This window comes from Frankia casuarinae (assembly GCF_000013345.1).
GTDB classification, from domain to species: Bacteria; Actinomycetota; Actinomycetes; order Frankiales; family Frankiaceae; genus Frankia; species Frankia casuarinae.
In genome coordinates this window covers 897,687-915,749 of the sequence record NC_007777.1, presented here as the reverse complement: position 1 = coordinate 915,749, position 18,063 = coordinate 897,687, and the positions used below count along the sequence as shown (strand labels likewise).

The window sequence follows — 18,063 nt, the reverse complement described above, 5'->3', positions numbered from 1 at the left end:
ATCGCGGTCTGTGATGGTCGGAGGTTTACATGGCGCCTGCGCCACGGTTTCATCGGGTCGCCGCACTGCAGCGGCGTTTCGTGGACCGCGAACCGGTGCTGGCGGCTTTCGCCGAAGAGCTGACCCATCTAGGTGACGGTCCACGGGTCTTCAACGCCATCGGCGTGGGCGGTATAGGTAAGTCACGACTACTGCGCGAGTTGAAGGACCGGGCGGCAACCCGGTATCGAACGGCATCACTCGATCTGCAGGTGCACTCGTTGCGCCAGCAGGAAGACGCGCTGGCGGTGCTACGCAACGAACTGGGGTCGCAAGGGGTACACTTCGATCGCTTCGACATCGCCTACGCAGTGCTGTGGCAGCGGCTACACCCACATCTGCGGTTGAACCGTTCGGAACTGGCATTCGTCGACGAGAGTTCCATTCTCGCGGATATCGCCGACACGATGACCGGAATTCCGATTTTCGGTACGGCCCGCGGCCTTATCAAGCTGTTGGAGCGTGGCGGCTGCGACATACGCCGCCGCCTGCGGGTGCGGCGCGATCCCACCCTGGCGACACTCGACGACCTGCCGAACAGTGAGCTCGCCGACGCCGTCACGTTTCTGTTCGCTGAAGACCTTCGGGCTGCCAGCCAGGACAGACAGTATGTGATCATCCTTGACAGCCACGAGGCACTGGTGCCGAGCCCGGTACGCACCGGACGGGCGCAACTCGCGGATGCCTGGCTACGTGATCTCGTGGCACAGCTCGACCGCGGCCTGGTGGTCATCGCCAGCCGGGAACCGTTGCGGTGGGAACTGACGGATCCCGACTGGGACGGCCTCATCGAGATATGCGACATCGGCGGCCTGCCCATGGAAGCCCGGCTGGAACTCCTCGACACCGGTGGGATCACCGATCCGTTCCAGCGCCAGACAATTGCGGACGCCAGCGCAGGTCTCCCATTCTATCTGAACCTGGCGGTGGACACGCACCTGCAGACCGGTGGGCGGGTCAGCGGTGCCCTCGTGTCCCAGCAGGAGATCTTGGCGCGCTTTCTTCAGCATGTCGCCCCGGAAGAGATTCGATCACTGGAGGTCCTGAGCCCGGCGCGAATCTTCGACTATGATATTTTTCGGATGCTGACGGCCACGTTCCATCTCCCGGGACATCGCATCGCCTGGGAATCCCTCACCGCATATTCATTCGTATACCCGGCGAACACCGCGCTGCGGTTTCATCAGCTCATGGCCGCAGCCCTGCGGGAACGGCTTTCTCCGGGCACTACCACCGACATCCACGCCCTGCTACAGGGACTGTGGGAGAACCGGGCCGACCAGGCGACCGGCCAGGACAGCGGCGCTCATGCCGCCCGCGCCCTGCGGGAGGCCGCGTATCACGCCCTGCGGGGTCGGCAGATCAGCGGCGAGAGCATCCTCGGCTATGCCGACCACGCGGTTCGCCGTGGGGGACACAGCGCAGCCCAAGGCATCACCGAGGACCTGCGCGCCCGGCTCAACGACCAACCCGACCACGACAACCTGCCCGAAGCGCTGCGGTGCCTGCAGGCTGAGGCGGCGATTCGCCTCGGCGACGCGGCCACGGTCACGGCGCTGGTTCCCGAACCGGTCACCGCTCTGGCCATCGACACAATGGTCGGCGCGCGGCTCGCCGTGGCCGCCGGACATGGTCGACGCATCGCCGGTGAGACCCGGGCCGCGCTCGACGCCTACACCCAGGTCTGGGACCACGCCACGGGGGCATCCCGGCTGACCGCGGGCCTGTGGGCCGCCGACCTTCACATGGCCCAGGGCCGGTTCCGAGACGCGGAAGCACTCGCCACCGACCTGAGTGCGTCCGCTCCGGGGCAGGACACCGAGTTTCACGGAGACGTGGCCCGGATGCGTCACCTCGCCCACCGGTTCGCGTTCGAGTTCGACGCCGCCGCCCGCTATCTCGACGAGGCCGCCGCCCACTACGCCGCAGCCGATAGCGTTCTCGGGTTGGCCAACATCCAGACCAACCGGGCCGAACTCCTCGCCTATACCCACCCTGCCGAGGCCATCGTCGAGGCAGGCCAGGCGATCGAGATCCAACGCGAGATCGGCGCCCATCACGAGCTCGGCAAGGCGTATACCGCTCTCGCCATCGGGCAGCTCCGATGCGGTCAGCTCGACGAGGCCGAGACCTCCCTACGGTCCGCGTGCGCCGCCCTCGATGGGGTCGGGTATCGCTCCGGTCGAGCCCGCGCCGAGTTCTACCGCGCCCTGGTCCATGCTCGCCGGGGTCAGCTCGACGAAGCGGTTTCCTCGCTCCAGTGGAGCGTCCGCGAGCTGGAAGCAGCCGACGTCTACCCGACAATCATCCTCTGCTCGGCGCACGCACTGTCCATCCTCGGCATCGATGACGGGCAGGTGACCGCCGCCGCGAGCCGGGCACGGGCAGGAATCCAGCCGTTCGGCACGCTTACCGATCTTGACGCCCGCGTCGAGGACTTCGTCGCCGACCTGCTCAACGGGCACACGTGGCGGCCCGACGAACTGTACCGGCAGGCGGTCGGGCGCCCCGATGCCGCGTCGGGTTTCTACAATCACAACATCCGGATGGACACGCCGGCCGGAGACGTGATTGTTCGTATCCCGATTCCGGGCAGCGACATCATGGACCTGATGATCTGGCCGGAAGGGGACGTGCTGCGCGCCATCCGCGGGACCGTGACCCACGCGCCCCGTCTGCTCTACGCCCGCATGCAGCCCCGCTATCAGATCGTGGAATTCCTTCCCGGTCAGCTCCTCGACAACACCGCACCACGCGGCACCCGTGTCCCCGACCACGTCATCGGCGACGTCGTGGAACTCTTCGGGCAGCTCGGCCTCGTCCCGCGCGAACGCCTGCCGCAATCGCCGCCAGGCTGGCCGGCGGACGGGCGGACCGCCGACTTCGCCCGCCGCCTGTCCGCTGTCACCGCAGGCGTGCATTCCCGGTTCCTTCCCGACTTCGGCGATCTGTACGCCGAGTTCGGCATCCCCATCGACGCGCTCACCGAGATCAACAGTCGATGGACGACGCTGCACCCGCGGCCTTTCCGCCTTCTCCATACCGACATCCACCGCAAGAACATCATCATCTCGGATGGCCAAGCCTACTTCCTCGACTGGGAACTCGCCCTGTGGGGCGATCCGGTCTATGATCTTGCGGTCCACCTGCACAAGATGAGCTACCAGCCCGACGAGTCAGCCGCACTCGTCCATGGGTGGACCTCCGTTGTCAACGGTCCGGCCACCGAGGGATGGCAGTCAGACCTCGACACCTACCTCTCCCACGAACGGGTGAAGTCCGCCATCGTCGACACCGTCCGCTACACAAAAATCATCACCGAAGGAAACCTCAGCCGCGATGACACACATGCATTCATCGACAAGCTCGTCAGGAAACTCGCCGCCGCGCACGCCGTACTCAGCAACCGAGTTACCATCGACCACGAGGCCGCCGCAGCCCTCATACAGCAGTGGGCCGGCAGACGCCGATAGCCAGCCCAGCAAGAACGGCCAGGTGTCCGCGCGGATCGACATCAGTGGAGTCCACGGACGTGGTGTACATCGCGTGGCGGCCGAGTTTTGGGGAGCCAGTCACGCTTCAGGGACCGCAGACCGGACTCTGCTCCCCCAAATTCGCCGACCTGGCGCGCCGAGCCGAGTTGCTCCCCGAGCCGGACAAGTCCTTCGCCGCCAAAAAGTCCACCGGACCCCGTAAAACCTTGCGATCCCGCGTAACCCCGTGAACGTACGAAACCCCTGCTAGGGCTGGGTTTCCCGCCTGTCGGCGCGGAACTGATCAATCACTACGGTGAACTGGCCGTTAACCGTGACATCGGTAATGCCGGAGAACAAGGCGCCGGTTCCCGGCAGCGCCACGACCGTACGGACACAGACGACGAACGACGCGCCCGGCTCCAGGGTTGCCGCGCCGTCTCCGGGATCCCCCGCACCACAGTCGGCGCCCTCGGGAGCGAACCGGACCTGTGGCGCGCCGGGGACGCCCTGGTCGGCGAGGGCGAGCTGCGCGGCGAGCCGCGCCCGGTCCATGCCCTGCGTCTCACTGTCCGCGGTGGCGAACGCCCGCCCGGCCTCCCGGGCGGCCTGGGTCACCCCGAACGCCGCGCGCTGCACCGCGAAGACGCACAGGAACAGGTAGACGAACGGGATGAGCAGCACGACGGACAATCCAACGAATTCGATCATCGCCGAACCGTCGTCGGCCCTGGTCGCCCGGCCTTCCTGTCCGGGCCCGACAACGCGGCCTATGCGACCGACGCGGCGCACGAAAGCCACACAACCTGTCCTGATCATCATGATCGCCCGCGGCAGGGAGTGCAGGATCGCCCGCGCGACCCGATCTCCCGCCACGCCACCCCTCGTCACGGCAGTTCCTTGAGCGCATGGCCCTTCACCGTGATCGTGATGCCGTCGCCCAGTGGGACCAGGACGAGCGGCACGGCAACCCGGCAGGTGACCTCCGCGAGCGGCGTGCCACCCGGCCCATCGACCTGCGCCCCGGTGCAGACGGCGTCGGACCGTCCCGGGATGGTCCGCGCGATGAGGGCCTGGGCGTAGGGACCGCCCTCGCTCGCCGGTACGCCGAGGTTGGCCGCGTGCCTGGCTCCCTCCGCGGCGTCCGCCGCGAGCGTGTTGCGGATGTGCAGCACCAGGCCGACCTGGATGATCCCCAGGATCAGGAAGAGCAACAACGTCCCCACCAGGATGAACTCGACGACGGCCGATCCGCCGTCAGCCGCGTCAGCCGCGTCCGAGGCGTCCGAGGCGTCCGAGGCGTCCTCGACGCCGTCCTCGACCGCGTCCGGTCGGTGCCCGGTTCCCCTGGGGCCGCCGTCGATCCCGTCCGGCCCCGCGGCGGCCGCGAGCTCAGCCGCCACCGCCGATACCCGACACCGAGTTGATGGCCGAGGTGAACAGGTTCTGCAGGGCGGGCGTCGCCAGGGTGGCGATCGCGACCACCAGCGCCGCCGTCATGACGGTTATCATGACCCAGCCGGGGACGTCCCCCCGGTCGCGATCATGGCGGCTGCCCGATGCGACGGCTGACCGCCAGGCCCGCCATCTCGCTTTCACGGCCTGCCCTGTTCGTCCCATGTCTCCTCCTTCAGGCTGGCTGATCCGACCTCGCCGGACGGACGCGTCCACCCCGCGGGCGGCCACCTGCGCGCCCCCGGACACTCACTGCGCGATCACGGTGAAACTCACCAGGGCCGGGTAGAAGGCAAAAATCACGGTCGTCGGCAGGACGAGGAACACGACCGGGATCATCATCGCGATCTCCTTGCGGCCACCGGCCTCCAGCAGCTGCCGCTTGCCCGCCTCACGCGCGTCGACGGCCTGCGCGCGCAGGATGTCCGCCAGCGGCGTCCCCCGTTCGATCGCGACCGCCATCCCGTCGACGAACCGCACTAGGGGCGCCAACGCCGTACGCGCCGCGATGCCCTCCAACGCCTGCACGAGGGTGGCCCCGGCGCGGGCGTCGGCCAGCGCAAGCCGCAGCTCGCGCCCAAGCTCGCCGTGGGTCAACCGGCTGACCCGCTCCAGCGCCCCGATGGCCGACTCCCCCGCGGTCACCGCGAGCGCCAGCAGCTCCGCGATCGTCGGGAACTCCAGCAGCATCCGGTCCTCGCGTTCGGAGATCGCCCGCGACAGCCAGTAGTCCCGGGCCACCACCCCACCGGCCGTGCCAGCGACGATCAAGGCGACACTGACCAGGGCCGGCGGGCCGACGCCGAGCAGCGCGCGCAGCGCCAGCAGGAAGGCGCCGATCAGCGCCCCGCTGGCCGCGCAGATGACCTGCTGGACGCGGAACTCCTCGATGCTGGTCCGTCCGCCGGCCTGGGTCAGCCGGCGTTGCAGGGCGGCCCGGCCCCCCAGGAAACGGTCGAGTCGACCGGCGGCGTCCGCGAGTAACGGGCGCGCGAGCGCCTCGACCGCGGCGAGGCCCGGCCGCGGCACCCCCCGCGGCCGGTCGTCGAGCAGCCTCGAGGGTGTGGGGGTGTCCCGCAGGTAGGGATCGATTCGGTCAGCGAGGTGGATGCGCCGGGCCCGGGGGGAGCGGTAAACGATGATGACCAGGCCCAGCCCGACGAGGAACCCGATCAGCGCACCGCTGGCGACCGTGGTCACAATCCCGCCCCCCGGCCGGCTGCCGCTCCCCCGCGCAGCACCCGGCCCTCCTCCGGCAACCGGCCGATCCGCTTCATGAGCAGGTAGGCGAGGGCCGACACGGCGCCGCCCACCACGAGCACCAGGACCCCGGTCGGGCTGTCGTAGGCCCGCACGTTCTGCCCCCGGGTGGCCAGCAGGAGCAGCACGATCCAGGGGGCGGCGAGCGCGAGTCGGGCGGCGTTCACCGTCCAACTCTGCCGCGTCTCAAGCTCGGCGCGGGTGCGGGCGTCCTCCCGCAGGAAGGTGGACAGCGTGCGCAACAGCCGGCCGAGGTCGGTCCCGCCGACCTCCCGGGCCATCCGCAGCGACTCGATGATGCGGTCGGCCACCGGATCGGCGAGCTCGTCGGCGAGGCGGTCCAGGCAGGCCGAGAACGACCCGGTGGCGCTGTAGTCCTCGCCGAACCGGGTGAAGGCCGGTCGCAGCTGCACCGGCCCCCGCACCCCCACCGCGGCCAGGCCCTCGGGCAGCGACATCCCGGCCCGCACCGCGCTGGACAGGTTGTCGACGACGTCCGGCCACAGCTCCCGCAGATCATGCCTGCGGGCATGCCGCCGACGGACCACGAGAGCTCGGGGCAGCAGACTCGCAAACACGACGAAGGCGCCGGCCAGCGACACGGTCTCGGTGAATGCCAGGACGACCAGGCCGACCAACAGGCCCAGACCCAGGCTAATCATGACGAACTGGCGCGGGGTCACGCCGCGGATGCCCGCCTGGGCGAGCAGGTCGCTCGTCGACCGTTCCCAGCGCGCCGTCGCCGACCAGGCCGGGAACCGCGGCCGGCCGCTGGTGACGATAAGGAACAGACCCAGACCGAACAGCAGGCCGAGGAAGATGCCCATCAGCGCTCCGCGGCGATCTCGGGCCAGCCCCCGCCGGGCCGATGATGATGGTAATCATGGTCGCTCTGGGCCAGCAGGGCGGGCAGGTCGTAGCCGGCGCGGGCGAACCGTTCGGGATGTGGCGGGAAGCCGTCGGCGCGGACCAGTCCGTCCGCGCGCGAGCGGTAGATCTGGGCAATCTCGATGACATCCCCCTCCGTCCGGCCGGGCAGCGCGACGACCTCGGTGACGCGGCGCCGGCCCGAGACGTCCTTCTCCAGATGGACGACGAGGTCCACGCTGGCGGCGACGGTGGGCACCACGAAGGCATGGCTGACGTTCTCGCCGGCGAGCAGGGGCAGGGTGCACAGCTTCGTCACGGCCTCGCGAGCCGAGTTCGCGTGCAGGCTGCACATACCGGGCAGCCCGGAGTTGAGCGCGATCAGCAGGTCGAGCGCCTCCTCTTGGCGAACCTCGCCGACCAGGAGCCGGTCCGGGCGCATCCGCAGGGCCTCCTTGACCAGCCGGCGCAGCCGGATTTCCCCGCTGCCCTCCAGGTTGGCCTGCCGGGTCTGCATCGCCACCCAGTCGGCGGCCCGCAGCTTCAGCTCGAACACCTCCTCGCAGCTGATCACCCGTTCCCGGGCCGGGATGGCCGAGCCGAGACAGTTGAGCATGGTCGTCTTGCCGGCCTGGGTGCCGCCCGCAACGATGATGTTGAGGCCGGCGACGACCGCGGCGTCCAGAAAGGCGGCCGCTGCCAGCGTGATCGTCCCAAGACCGACCAGTTCGTCCAGGCTCGACGCGGACAGCACAAACTTACGGATGTTGATCGACCAGTGCACCCGGGTGACATCGGGGATGACCACGTGCAGCCGGGAACCATCCGGAAGCATGGCGTCGACGAACGGGGTCGAGAGGTCCACCCGCCGGCCCGAGGACTTCAGCATCCGCTCGACGAGGTCCTGGACCTGATCGGCGGTCAGAATGGTCGTCGTCAGCTCGCTGCGACCGGCCCGGGCGACGAATACCCGGCCCGGCTCGTTGATCCAGACCTCCTCCACAGTCGGGTCGTCGAGGTGGCGTTGCAGCGGCCCGAACCCGGCAACCGCGTCATAGACCAGCCGGGCGGTGACGTCCCGGTCGACGACCGGGGGAAGGTCGCTGACGAGAGCCCGTTCCTCATAGTCGGCGAGCACCTCGTGAACGAGCTGACGCACCTGCGCCGGGTCCCGCACGGGATCGAGAGAACGCCGCCGGACAAGCTCTCTGACCTCGTCCTCCACGAACGATGTCGCGTCCAGCCAACTGCCGCGTGCCACCGCCACGAAAACCGCTGCTCCTCCGACTTTCGTCTCTTCCCGCCCCAACAATTGCCACGAAGCGTAGAAAGAAGGTCACTGGTAAGCAACCCCCGACGTCGGGGGCAGACGCAACAACGTTCGCACAACCCCCACCGAGGGTGTGGAGCGGGTAGGACTCAGGTAGGCCACAGCCCGTACAGGGTCCCACCTTGACCACCAAGACTGCTACTCTCCGCAGTCAAAAAGCGGCCGCGGACCGGACATTCATCCTCGCTCTGCGCGCATATCGACTGCACCGACGGTGCACCAACCGCCCCGGAAACGCCCGCGCGATTTCTCCCTCGAAACGACGCCGAGGCGATAGCCTTTCGGCGGTCCCTAACCCGAACATCCCTGTAGTCGATATCGCATCGCTGGGTCGACAGGCGGAACCCCCCCACCCCGCCGGTCTCATCCAGCGTCCCACCAACGCCTGCCTCGGGGGTCCCTTCCGTGTCCGGTCAGCCAACAACCAGCGCGGTCGTCAGCCGCTCGCGAGAACCTCATTCGGCCACCAGGGCGGCGTTGCCCCCGACGCATCCCCGGCACGATCCCCCGGGGGGGAAAGGGGCATCACGATGAGTGGCGCCCGGGATCCCCGATCGTCAGACATGTTCGACACGACCGCTTGGAAAATGTTCTGGCGGATTGTCGAAAACTGCCCGGTCGCGGTATTCGCCACCGATACGGCAGGCCGGTATCTCTTTGTGAACCGGCTGTGGTCCGAGTTGACCGGCGTTACCCGCGACGAGGCGGTCGGACGGGGATGGCAACGCATTGTCCATCCCGGCGACGTAGCGAACGTCGGCAGCCGATGGCGGCACCTCGTCACGCACGGCGACGGGTTTTCGATCCAGGTCCGGTTGATCCGACCGGGCGAACCACCCTGCGACGCGGTCATGCAGACGGTGGTGACCTCGGCAGGGGACGGTAGACGACGGATCGTCGGCACCCTCACCGTGCCGTCGGCCAGTGCGTTCGAGAACGCCGCCGGGCCGGTGACGGGTGTGCCGATGAAGGGTGTGCCAGTGTCCTCGCCGCGGGTCCAGGGGCGTCGCTCCCCGATCGGCCCATCGTCCGCGGACCAGCCCGATACCGACGACGTCGCTGTCCGGGAACGAGCCGAACCCGACGTCGCCTCCCGCGAACCGGCGCCTCACGAAGCGGCCGATCTCGAACACCTTGACGACGAGCAGGCCGAACTCGACCGCCTTCACCGTCGCGAGGCGGCTTTCGAACTCGCAGCTCTCGATCCCGACCTCCTCGACGGACACCTGCTCGGTCATGATCTCCTCGGCCTCCAGGCCCTCGCCGCCGATGGGGTGCCCGCGGGCGATCTCGACAGGTTCGGCGTGTTCGACGGACCGGACCCGTTCGACGGACCGGACCCGTTCGACGGACCGGACCCCTGTGATCTGCCGGACCAGTCCGATCGGGGCGATCGGGGCTGGGAATGGTCTGTTCCGCTTCCCCGCCGGCCGGTTCCCGGCGAACCGACGCCAGGCCGGGCGACATCCCGTGAATCCACCGAGGATCGGCCCACGGTCGGGTTTCCCCGCGGGACGCTCCCGCCTGGAGCGGAGTGGCGCGCGGCCGTGGCCCTGCATCGCAGCGAGAACGACGACCTGCGTCCCTTCGGACGCGCCAGGGGCTCGAACCACACCTGTGGCTGCCTGTTCTCCGAGGCCCGACGGATCGAGGAGGCATGCCGGGACCGGGAACGCTGGCTGACGACCCTGCTCGCCGAACTGACGACCGCCGTGCTCATCGCCGACCGGGACGGGCGTGTGGTGGCGGTGAACCAGGTGTACTGCGATCTGTTCGATCTGGCGGACCTGCCCGTCGACCTGGTCGGAACGGACTGCCGGCTGCAGCTGCGTCCCCGGCCCGGGCTGGTGGACGATCCATCCGGATTCGCGACGCGCCTGGACATCCTGCTCCGCCGACGGCGGACGCTACGCCGGGAGACGGTGATGTTCGCCGACGGACGGGTGTTCGAGCGTAGCCACATCCCGCTGACCGCGGCCGACGGCTACCGCGGCCATGTCTGGCTCTACTGCGACGTCACCGACCGCCGGATCCTGGAGGCTGAGATCGAGGGACTCATCTCCGGACTGTGACCGAGCGGGGTGGAGGGCGGTCCGGTCAGTAGACGCCGCCGTAGTGCCGGGCCTGCAGATCCTGGGCCTGGCCGACCCAATCGTCGGAGACGATGCGGTCACCGAAGCCATCCAGCCGGTGAGCGAGCCGCTCGACGTCGGTATCACCCATTTCGGCCAGCTGGCTGAAGGTTGTGATGCCCAACGCCCGCAGCCGGGCCTCGATCACCGGGCCCACGCCGACAATCTCCTTGAGGTTGTCGCCGCCCGACCGCACGGGATCGAGGAGACCGTTCCACCGCGGCGCGGGTTCCAGCACGACCCGGCTACCCGTGCCCGGCTGGCCGCTGGCCCCGTTCGTTCCACCGGTGCTCCTGCCACCGGTGCTCTTCACGCCGCCGCCACTCCCCTGACCACTCGACGGCGGTCCGCCCAGGGCCGGTGGCCGGTTCTTCGTGGCAACGCCGCTCGCCTGGACCGTCGCCCCCGAGACGTTCGGCTCGGGCGACAGGGCCAGGCCGTGCGCGGGCAGCGCGCTCTTCGACGGCCCCGCGTCGTTCGGGGTGACCGCGAGGTTCGACGGGACCACGCCGCCCGCGGCAGCAACCCCGACCGCCTCGGCAGTGGGGGCGGCCTCGGCAGTGGGGGCGGCCTCGGCAGTGGGGGCGGCCTCGGGATGCTCGGCACCGGCTTCCTCGTCGGAGGAGGCCTGGCCCAGAAGCGCCTCGGATTTCGCGATCCGCCCCAGCAGACTGAGCCGTTCGGCCGCCCATTCGGCCTGGTGCCGATCCAGCCGGGTGGTCATGGTGGCCACCTGGCGTTGCGCGTCCTCCGCCTCCGTACGGGCCATGGCCAGCCGGGAGGAGAACTTGGCCGCCCGGCCCTCGGCCTCGACGAGCTGTCTGCGCAGCAGCTCGGCCTCATGGGCGAGCTGCGCAGCCGAGGGGCCGACGGGATCACCGCCCGCCCCCGGAGAGCCCGCCGGCACCGGGCCGGCGGCACCCGAACCGGCGGCACCCGAACCGGCGGCACCCGAACCGGCCGGGAGGGCCTGGGCCGCGCCGGGTGTCACGGCGTACGCCCGGGCCCGCAGCGCCGTTTCGATCTCCTCGACCCGGGCGCCTGCGATCACAGCATGGCGCTCCGCCTCGGCGATTCGCCGTTCGGACTCCGCGGCACGCTGTTCGGCGACAGCGAGCCGGGCAGTTAGATCCGCCTTCTCCAGGGCGACGTCGTCACGCTGCCGGCGCAACCGGGCGATCAGCTCGGCGGCCTGCCCTGTGCCCGTGCCGCGGGCGCCCGAATCGGGGACACCCGTGTCGGCGTCGCCGGTGCCCGCCGGCCCGGCGTTTACCCGGTTCACGTCGTTCGCGGCTGCCGCCCGATCGGCCGACGGGACCGCGCCGGGGCGGGATTCGTCGAGGTCCGGTCCGGTGCCGGCCGGTGTCTCCCCCGATCCCGCCCGATTTCGCGCGGCGTCGGCGTCGGCGTTGCGGGCCTGCCGGCGCAGCGGCGCGATCAGGAAGACCCATGCCAGCGCCGCACCAATGAGCATCGCCACCAGCACGTACGCCAGGATCTGCCCGGCGAGGTACAGCATGGGCTGCCAGCCTCCTTACCGCGGTGGGTCGGTCGAGATCACACCTGCCAGCGGGGGTGACATCTCGGTACGAAGGTTGTGGAAAGTGGAGCCCCCTCGGCGCCATCCAGGTGGTGACCCGGTCGCCGCCGCAAGGCTCCCCAGCATTATTCGCAACGCCCGACATCGGCCGCACCCGGGGAGGTTCAACCGTTGGCCACGTCGATCTCCCTGGGTGGGAAATCACCGTTCACGGACGTCAGACGACGAACAGCACCCCAGGGAGGAGCCTGGAAAGACAACCACGAGGGCCGCCCGTCGGGAACATTTCACGCCAGCTGGTCACCAGTCCAGACAGCATGCCCCAACGAGCCGTCAACGTGCGTGGTCTCCTCCCCCGTGCGGGGGTGACCTCCACCGCGCGGGGGTCACCCCCGCGCACTCAACATCCGCGTCTCCGCCGGGGTCAGAGAAGATCGGGAAGCTCCTGAGGCGCGAACCACAGCAGTTCGAAGCCCTCGACGCTGTCCACGGTGAAGGCGGCGTCATCCCCACCGAGATCGGCCTCGACGATGCACTTCGCCGCCGCCGCGACCGCCGCGACGACCTCCTCGTCGTCTCCGTCGTCGACATGGATGGCCTGCGCGGCCGACCACGGCACCGGGAAGTCCACCTCGACGGCACCCCGCTCAAGATCGTCGCGTACCCGCACCTCGCCGTCCGCGACATCGGCCACGAAGACCACGCGCCGGCGCGGCGCGGACGGGTCGGCGTCCAGCAGTCGCAGGCTCGCCCGGCCGGCGTCGTGCAGCGCCGCGTACTCCAACTCCTCCTCGGACTCCGACTGGGCGTACCACTCACGCGTCGCGGGGGTGACCGCGAATCCGGTGCCTGGGGGGATGCGCGCGGATTCCCAGACCGATCGGGCGACGGCCAGCGTGGACGGGAGATAGATGCGCACCCGCTCAGTGTGCAACCAACCGGGGCGAGCCGGCCACGAGGACCCGGTCAGCCACGAGAACCCAGTCAGCCACGAGAACCCAGTCAGCCACGAGAACCCGGTCAGCCAGCCAGGCCGAGCCCGAGCCGGCCCCCCCTCGCCTCGGCGTCGTCGGTGGCCCCGTCGTCGGTGGCCCCGGCCACGCCGGAACGGGCGGAACGGGCGGCGACATGCAGGGCCTCGCCCGTCGTACGCAGCGCCGTCTCGAACACCTGGGCCCGCCGGGTCAGATCCATCACGTTTCCGCCGATGACCTCGAGGTCCTCCGGACCTGGGCAGAGCACCGTCACCCGGGTGCCCGCCGCCTCCACCATCTCGACCTCCCGCATCAGCCGGCGGGTGGCGGCCCGGCGGACCTGGCGTTCGACCCGGGCCACCGTGCCACGGGGTCGGTCGAGTTGGAACGAGCAGGCCGGGGCGAGCACCAGGATCTCCGCGAGGCCCGCGTCGGCAAGAAGATCGACTGATGCGGGCGATCGGGTTCCGCCGTCGACGAACCGCTGGCCGTCCACCGTGACCGGGGCGTACCAGCCGGGAATGGCACACGACGCCATCACCGCCTCGGACAAGGTCGCCCGAGGCGCATCGGCCACGCCGAACAGCACGCGCTCACCGGTGTCGAAGTTCATGGCCACCACCCGCAGCGCGGGCCTGGTCGGCCATTCGGTCGGATCGAGGCCCTTGCGGTCCATCGCCGCGGTCACCAGATCGCCGACCGCGGAGATCTTCCCACGGCCCTGTGGAAGCATCGCCGCCAGCGTGACCATCGGCGAGGACCGCCGGGGGTGCCGGGCGCTGGCCGTCAGCAGCCTCGGTGAGCCCATGCGCATCCGGGGGCGCGGGGGTAGGGAGGCACCGAGGTCGCGGTAGTCAAGAACGGGATCACCCGCCTCGTAGATCCCCCGCTCGGAATTGGCCATCACGTCGATGCCGATCCCCAGACCGAGCAGGGCCGCGACCACCGAGCCGGCGGACGTGCCGACCACCAGGTCGGCTCCGCTCAGGTCGCGGCCGGTCGCGGTCTCGACCGCCCGCATCGCGCCGATCATCCAGGCGGAGCCGAGCACTCCACCGGCCCCCAGGACCAGACCTCTGCGTGGGGCCCGTTTCCTGGTCATAGTCCACCTCCCGGCGCGGCGACCGGGAAGGGAGACGCATCGCGCTGGGATGCCCGCCGCCCGGCATGCTCGCTGCCATGTGGGCCGCCCGGTCGCACCTGGGCCGGGCCGCCCACGAACGGCGTGCCCGCCGCGTCGGGACGGCCGGGGATGGGCCAGTAGCAGTCCACGGTCCGCGTTGACCGTACCTTGCTGCTCTCGGCGCTCGAAGCGCCCGGGCAGTCCACCGGACTACTCCGGCGGCTCCTCGCTACTCTCTTCGGGGAAACTGGTCTCCAGCACTCCCCAGGTCCGCAGCCGCTCGGCGAACTCCTGGGGGGTCGTGTCGTGGAGCAGGGCGAGCGCACGCACGTCGCCATCCCGGATGGACAGCACGCGGCCGGCGTAGTCGTCCCGTTGGCGCTGGATCTGGGCGACCCACCGACGAACGAGAGCAGAGGAGTCCGGCGGAGCCTCGCTCAGCTTCTCCAGGTTGAGCACCGTACGTGGGCGACGCTCCCGCGGCGGCAGCTGATCCTCGTTGGGCAACAGCGCCGAGACCGGGACTCCGTAGAATCCCGCGAGTTCGGAGAGCTGATGCACGCTGATCATGCGGTCACCGCGCTCATAGGAACCAACGGCAGCGGTCTTCCACCGCCCCCGCGACTTCTGCTCCACTCCCTGCAGCGACAGACCCTGCTGTATCCGAATCGCCCGCAACCGGGCGCCCACGGCCTTCGCGTACTCTCGGCTCACCCGACACACCCCCAGCCGTCTCGAACGAGCATCACGTACCTCTCGTCGCGCCCATAGGAGATCAAGGTACGACTCGTGTGGCGCTGGCGAGGCATGCTCCCACTAACGTAACGTTGCCGAAAGAGACCGCTCACAGATACATATACGATGCTACGTTGCGCGACTTTCTTGTGCGACTTCTCTCGCATCTCAGACTCTATGAATTAAGAAAGTTACTCTATGTAGTAAATCTTATAAGATCGAAAGCTATCAGCAAGATCCCTCTCACGACTTGACCGAAGTCCCTCCACATAGCGATGCCCCTAAATTGCTCGCCGTAACCGCTCCCACTACGCCGGAATGATGGTGCGAATACTTTATGTCACGGTTACGCCAAGGGCGTAACCGTGAGTTGCCGACACCGCGCGAGCGATCAGCCGAACGGCAGCAGGCCCAGCGGCAGGCCCAGCAGGGGATGCGGCTCTGGCTCGTACGTCGGGACGGCCCACCCGCCCACCAAGATCACCGGGCCTGGCGCCGCAGGCTCCCCCGCCGACGGCGGGGAGCCGCCGGGCGGCCAAGCAGCCGGCCAGCCAGCTCCCTGATCGCCAGCCGGGCCGGGGAGGTCGGAGCGATGTCACGCAGGAGCTGTCCGGCCACCTGGGCGGCGTCCAGCCCGGCGAGGTCGTAGGGCACCAGGGCCACCGGCTCGGTCCCGGTGTGGCGCAGAATCGCCCGACTGACCTCGCGGGCCGGGTCCGCGCCCACAACCGAGGCGCGCAGCCGGTTCACCACGACAAGCGGGTCGACGGCGGGGACGGTCTCCCGCAGGTCGGACAGTCCCCGCACGAACCGGACCAGACCGACCGGTTCGGCGGACGCCACCGCCAGCACGACGTCGGCCGCGCCCAGCACGGCTAGCGTCGCTCCGTTACGCCGGGGCGCGGAGGTGTCGAACGACAGTTCCTCGTCCGTCTCCAGGCAGAACCCGCAGTCCACGACGACGAAGGACGCCAGACGCCGGGCCATCGACAGCACGGTCTCAACGGATGCCGGGCGTAGCTCGGGCCACCGCGAGGGGCGGGAGATGCCGGGCAGCACTCGCAGGCCGCCGCCCAGATCCCGGCACAGTACGGCGAGCCGGGGCACGTCCAGCAGCCCCTGGTTGGCCGACCGGGCCGCCGCGGCCAGACCGGGGGCCTCCTCGAGCAGGCCGACGAGCTGCCCGACCGCGCCGCCGTAGGAGTCGGCGTCCACCAGCAGGGTGGAGGTCCCCAGCCCGGCGAGTTCGGCGGCCAGGCACAGCGCGATCGTGGTGCGTCCCGGCGCGCCGGCCGGACCCCATACCGCAATCACCCGGCCCACCCGGCCGTCGCCCGGTTCGATCGGCCCCACACCGTCGGTGACGTCGATGGCCGGGGCGAGCGGCCCGAACCCGACGAGTGGTTCGCTGTACGAACCGGACGCCCAGGTCGCCGGCGCGGCCGCGTTCGTCGCCAGCGCCCGGGATGCCTCGACGACCGCTCCCGCGATGACCTCCGCGGTGGCGTCCGAGGGGATGACCGCGGCCACGCCGAGTTGCCGCAGCCGCCGGTCGCCGTCCTCGTCGCCGGGGGCGGTCAGCCCGACCACCGCGATGCCCGCCATGGCCAGGCGGGTCAGCGCATCCCGGTCGAGCCGGCGCAGGTCCGCGGACAGCAGGGCGGCCCGGGCCGCGCCGGTGGTCGCCGCGGCCAGCAGGTCCGGCAGGTCGACGCAGCGGCGCACCACCGTAACCCCGAGGTCGCGACGATCGAAGGCCGAGACCAGGCCGGCCTCGACCATCGCATCGGTGACAGCGGTGAGGATCGGCAGGCTCACCGGCCGTACCCCGGCACAGTGGTCGGTCCCGTCGAGCCGACCTCACCGCGGGAGTCGCGCTCAAGCTTCACGACGTCGACCCGCTCGCTCTGCGAGGCCGCGACGGCCTGGATGGCGTTGTCCACCGGCACGCGCAGCGTCAGCGAACGGTCCCCGCTGGTCAGCTTCTCGAGGCTGACGAACTCGACGTCGTGCAGGACCAGCGCCTCGGCCCCCGCACCCGCGGGCGCGGCCGGTGTGCTCCGGCCGGCCTGCTGATCGCCCCCGGTAGTGCTCGGCGCTGCGGCGCCGCTCTGGAACACGAAGACGTCCACATGGTCACCCGGTCCGAGGGTCGGCAGCCGCCCGGCCTTCACAATGATCGGCACCAGCCGCGTCGGCTGGGTGTTCTGGCCGGCGAAGTCGGGTCCGCTCACCAGCTCGCCGGTGTCCACCGGCCGCGCCAGGGTGGCGCCGATCAGGTCGTCGAGACGGCTTCCCGGGTAGTAATGACCCGAGGTCCTCTCGTCGAGCCTGGCCGATACCGTGGCGAGATCCCCGGCAACGATGATGTGCCCGGCCGGCAGGTCCACCTTGGCGACCACCCACTGGCGGGTCGCGTCCGCGCTGGCGAACAGCCGCGCCCCGACGACCACCGAGACGAGCACGAGCAACACCCCGACGAGCAGCCGGGAGTCGCGCCACCGTCGGCGGGTCAACCGACGGGCCGGGGGTGATGTCGGTGGCGGGGACGCCTCCGGGCGGGCCGGTGCCGCGGCGAGCTCGGTCACCGGGAGACCTCCCTCTTCTCCTAGCCGGACCATTGGTACATGTTCGCACCTTCCGGTCGCAGAGCGTACGCGGTCGTCGGCCCTGAGCCCAGCCAAACCAGCGAGGAATCGGCTGCGGACCGAACGGGATCCGTCGACATCTGGGCCATGCAGGCGCGGGTGGCGGACCAGTCCAGTACCTGCGAGCACGGGCTTTTGGCGGTATCCGCGTGCACTTATCCACAAGCACACGCATCCGGACGCGATGAGCGGTGGTATCTCTGATACACACATGAGGAGAGACATCCGCCCTCAGAAGGAGGACTTTGATGAACGACCGCTTCCTTCAACTCAGCGATGTGGCGGACATCCTCAACATCTCCTCCAGTCAGACCTACGCGCTTGTCCGCTCGGGCGAGCTCCCCGCCATCAAGATCGGGGGGAGGGGCCAGTGGCGGGTGGAGCGCACCGAGCTGGAGGCGTACATCCAGCGCGCCTATGAACAGACCCGGGCCTTCGTCGCAGCCAATCCGATGAGCCGTAACGAGGCTCCGCCCGAGGACTAGGC

The 18,063-nt window shown here is 69.8% G+C and carries 15 protein-coding genes; 3 read left to right on the top strand and 12 right to left on the bottom strand.

The annotated features are described in order from the left end of the window. Positions 1-29 precede the first annotated feature (29 nt). Positions 30-3,512 (top strand): aminoglycoside phosphotransferase family protein, encoded by a 3,483-nt coding sequence (locus FRANCCI3_RS03950; RefSeq protein ID WP_011435238.1) that lies wholly within the window; start codon positions 30-32, stop codon positions 3,510-3,512. A 267-nt stretch (positions 3,513-3,779) separates the two neighbouring features. Here the strand turns inward: FRANCCI3_RS03950 and FRANCCI3_RS03945 are convergent, their stop codons facing one another. The 6 genes from FRANCCI3_RS03945 to FRANCCI3_RS03920 all read right to left on the bottom strand — a co-directional run bounded on the left by FRANCCI3_RS03945 (position 3,780) and on the right by FRANCCI3_RS03920 (position 8,361). After that, positions 3,780-4,223, bottom strand: a complete 444-nt coding sequence (locus tag FRANCCI3_RS03945) for a hypothetical protein (protein ID WP_035730816.1) — start codon at positions 4,221-4,223, stop codon at positions 3,780-3,782. A gap of 176 nt (positions 4,224-4,399) precedes the next feature. Continuing rightward, a complete protein-coding gene (locus FRANCCI3_RS03940) occupies positions 4,400-4,915 on the bottom strand; it encodes a TadE/TadG family type IV pilus assembly protein (protein WP_011435236.1) in 516 nt (171 codons plus the stop codon). Further along, on the bottom strand, positions 4,905-5,132 hold the full coding sequence (locus FRANCCI3_RS28925; protein ID WP_023839919.1) for a hypothetical protein: 228 nt from the start codon (positions 5,130-5,132) through the stop codon (positions 4,905-4,907). Before FRANCCI3_RS28925 ends, FRANCCI3_RS03940 begins: the two co-directional genes overlap by 11 nt. A gap of 84 nt (positions 5,133-5,216) precedes the next feature. Further along, a complete protein-coding gene (locus FRANCCI3_RS03930) occupies positions 5,217-6,167 on the bottom strand; it encodes a type II secretion system F family protein (RefSeq protein ID WP_011435234.1) in 951 nt (316 codons plus the stop codon). Continuing rightward, on the bottom strand, positions 6,164-7,054 hold the full coding sequence (locus tag FRANCCI3_RS03925; protein WP_011435233.1) for a type II secretion system F family protein: 891 nt from the start codon (positions 7,052-7,054) through the stop codon (positions 6,164-6,166). Before FRANCCI3_RS03925 ends, FRANCCI3_RS03930 begins: the two co-directional genes overlap by 4 nt. After that, on the bottom strand, positions 7,054-8,361 hold the full coding sequence (locus FRANCCI3_RS03920) for a CpaF family protein (protein ID WP_011435232.1): 1,308 nt from the start codon (positions 8,359-8,361) through the stop codon (positions 7,054-7,056). The genes FRANCCI3_RS03925 and FRANCCI3_RS03920 overlap by 1 nt, the downstream gene beginning before the upstream one ends. A 626-nt stretch (positions 8,362-8,987) precedes the next feature. Between FRANCCI3_RS03920 and FRANCCI3_RS03915 the strand changes: the two genes are divergently transcribed. Then, on the top strand, positions 8,988-10,496 hold the full coding sequence (locus FRANCCI3_RS03915) for a PAS domain-containing protein (protein ID WP_235608650.1): 1,509 nt from the start codon (positions 8,988-8,990) through the stop codon (positions 10,494-10,496). Between the two features lie 25 nt (positions 10,497-10,521). On the opposite strand, the gene FRANCCI3_RS03910 is transcribed toward FRANCCI3_RS03915, so the two are convergent. The 6 genes from FRANCCI3_RS03910 to FRANCCI3_RS03885 form a co-directional block, all read right to left on the bottom strand. Next, positions 10,522-12,075: a hypothetical protein gene (locus tag FRANCCI3_RS03910; protein WP_011435230.1), complete on the bottom strand. Its 1,554-nt coding sequence runs from the start codon at positions 12,073-12,075 to the stop codon at positions 10,522-10,524. Positions 12,076-12,520: 445 nt separating this feature from the next. Beyond that, positions 12,521-13,015, bottom strand: a complete 495-nt coding sequence (locus FRANCCI3_RS03905) for a DUF6912 family protein (RefSeq protein WP_023839918.1) — start codon at positions 13,013-13,015, stop codon at positions 12,521-12,523. A gap of 101 nt (positions 13,016-13,116) precedes the next feature. Further along, positions 13,117-14,172: a patatin-like phospholipase family protein gene (locus tag FRANCCI3_RS03900; protein ID WP_011435228.1), complete on the bottom strand. Its 1,056-nt coding sequence runs from the start codon at positions 14,170-14,172 to the stop codon at positions 13,117-13,119. A 231-nt stretch (positions 14,173-14,403) separates the two neighbouring features. Further along, positions 14,404-14,907: a transcriptional regulator gene (locus FRANCCI3_RS03895; RefSeq protein WP_011435227.1), complete on the bottom strand. Its 504-nt coding sequence runs from the start codon at positions 14,905-14,907 to the stop codon at positions 14,404-14,406. A 501-nt stretch (positions 14,908-15,408) separates the two neighbouring features. Continuing rightward, positions 15,409-16,746: an AAA family ATPase gene (locus FRANCCI3_RS03890; RefSeq protein ID WP_011435226.1), complete on the bottom strand. Its 1,338-nt coding sequence runs from the start codon at positions 16,744-16,746 to the stop codon at positions 15,409-15,411. After that, positions 16,743-17,516, bottom strand: coding sequence for an SAF domain-containing protein (locus FRANCCI3_RS03885; protein ID WP_011435225.1), 774 nt, complete (start codon positions 17,514-17,516; stop codon positions 16,743-16,745). The genes FRANCCI3_RS03890 and FRANCCI3_RS03885 overlap by 4 nt, the downstream gene beginning before the upstream one ends. Positions 17,517-17,824: 308 nt before the next feature. Between FRANCCI3_RS03885 and FRANCCI3_RS03880 the strand changes: the two genes are divergently transcribed. Continuing rightward, entirely contained in the window at positions 17,825-18,061 is a 237-nt protein-coding gene (locus FRANCCI3_RS03880; protein ID WP_011435224.1) for a helix-turn-helix domain-containing protein, read from the top strand. Positions 18,062-18,063: the final 2 nt, after the last annotated feature.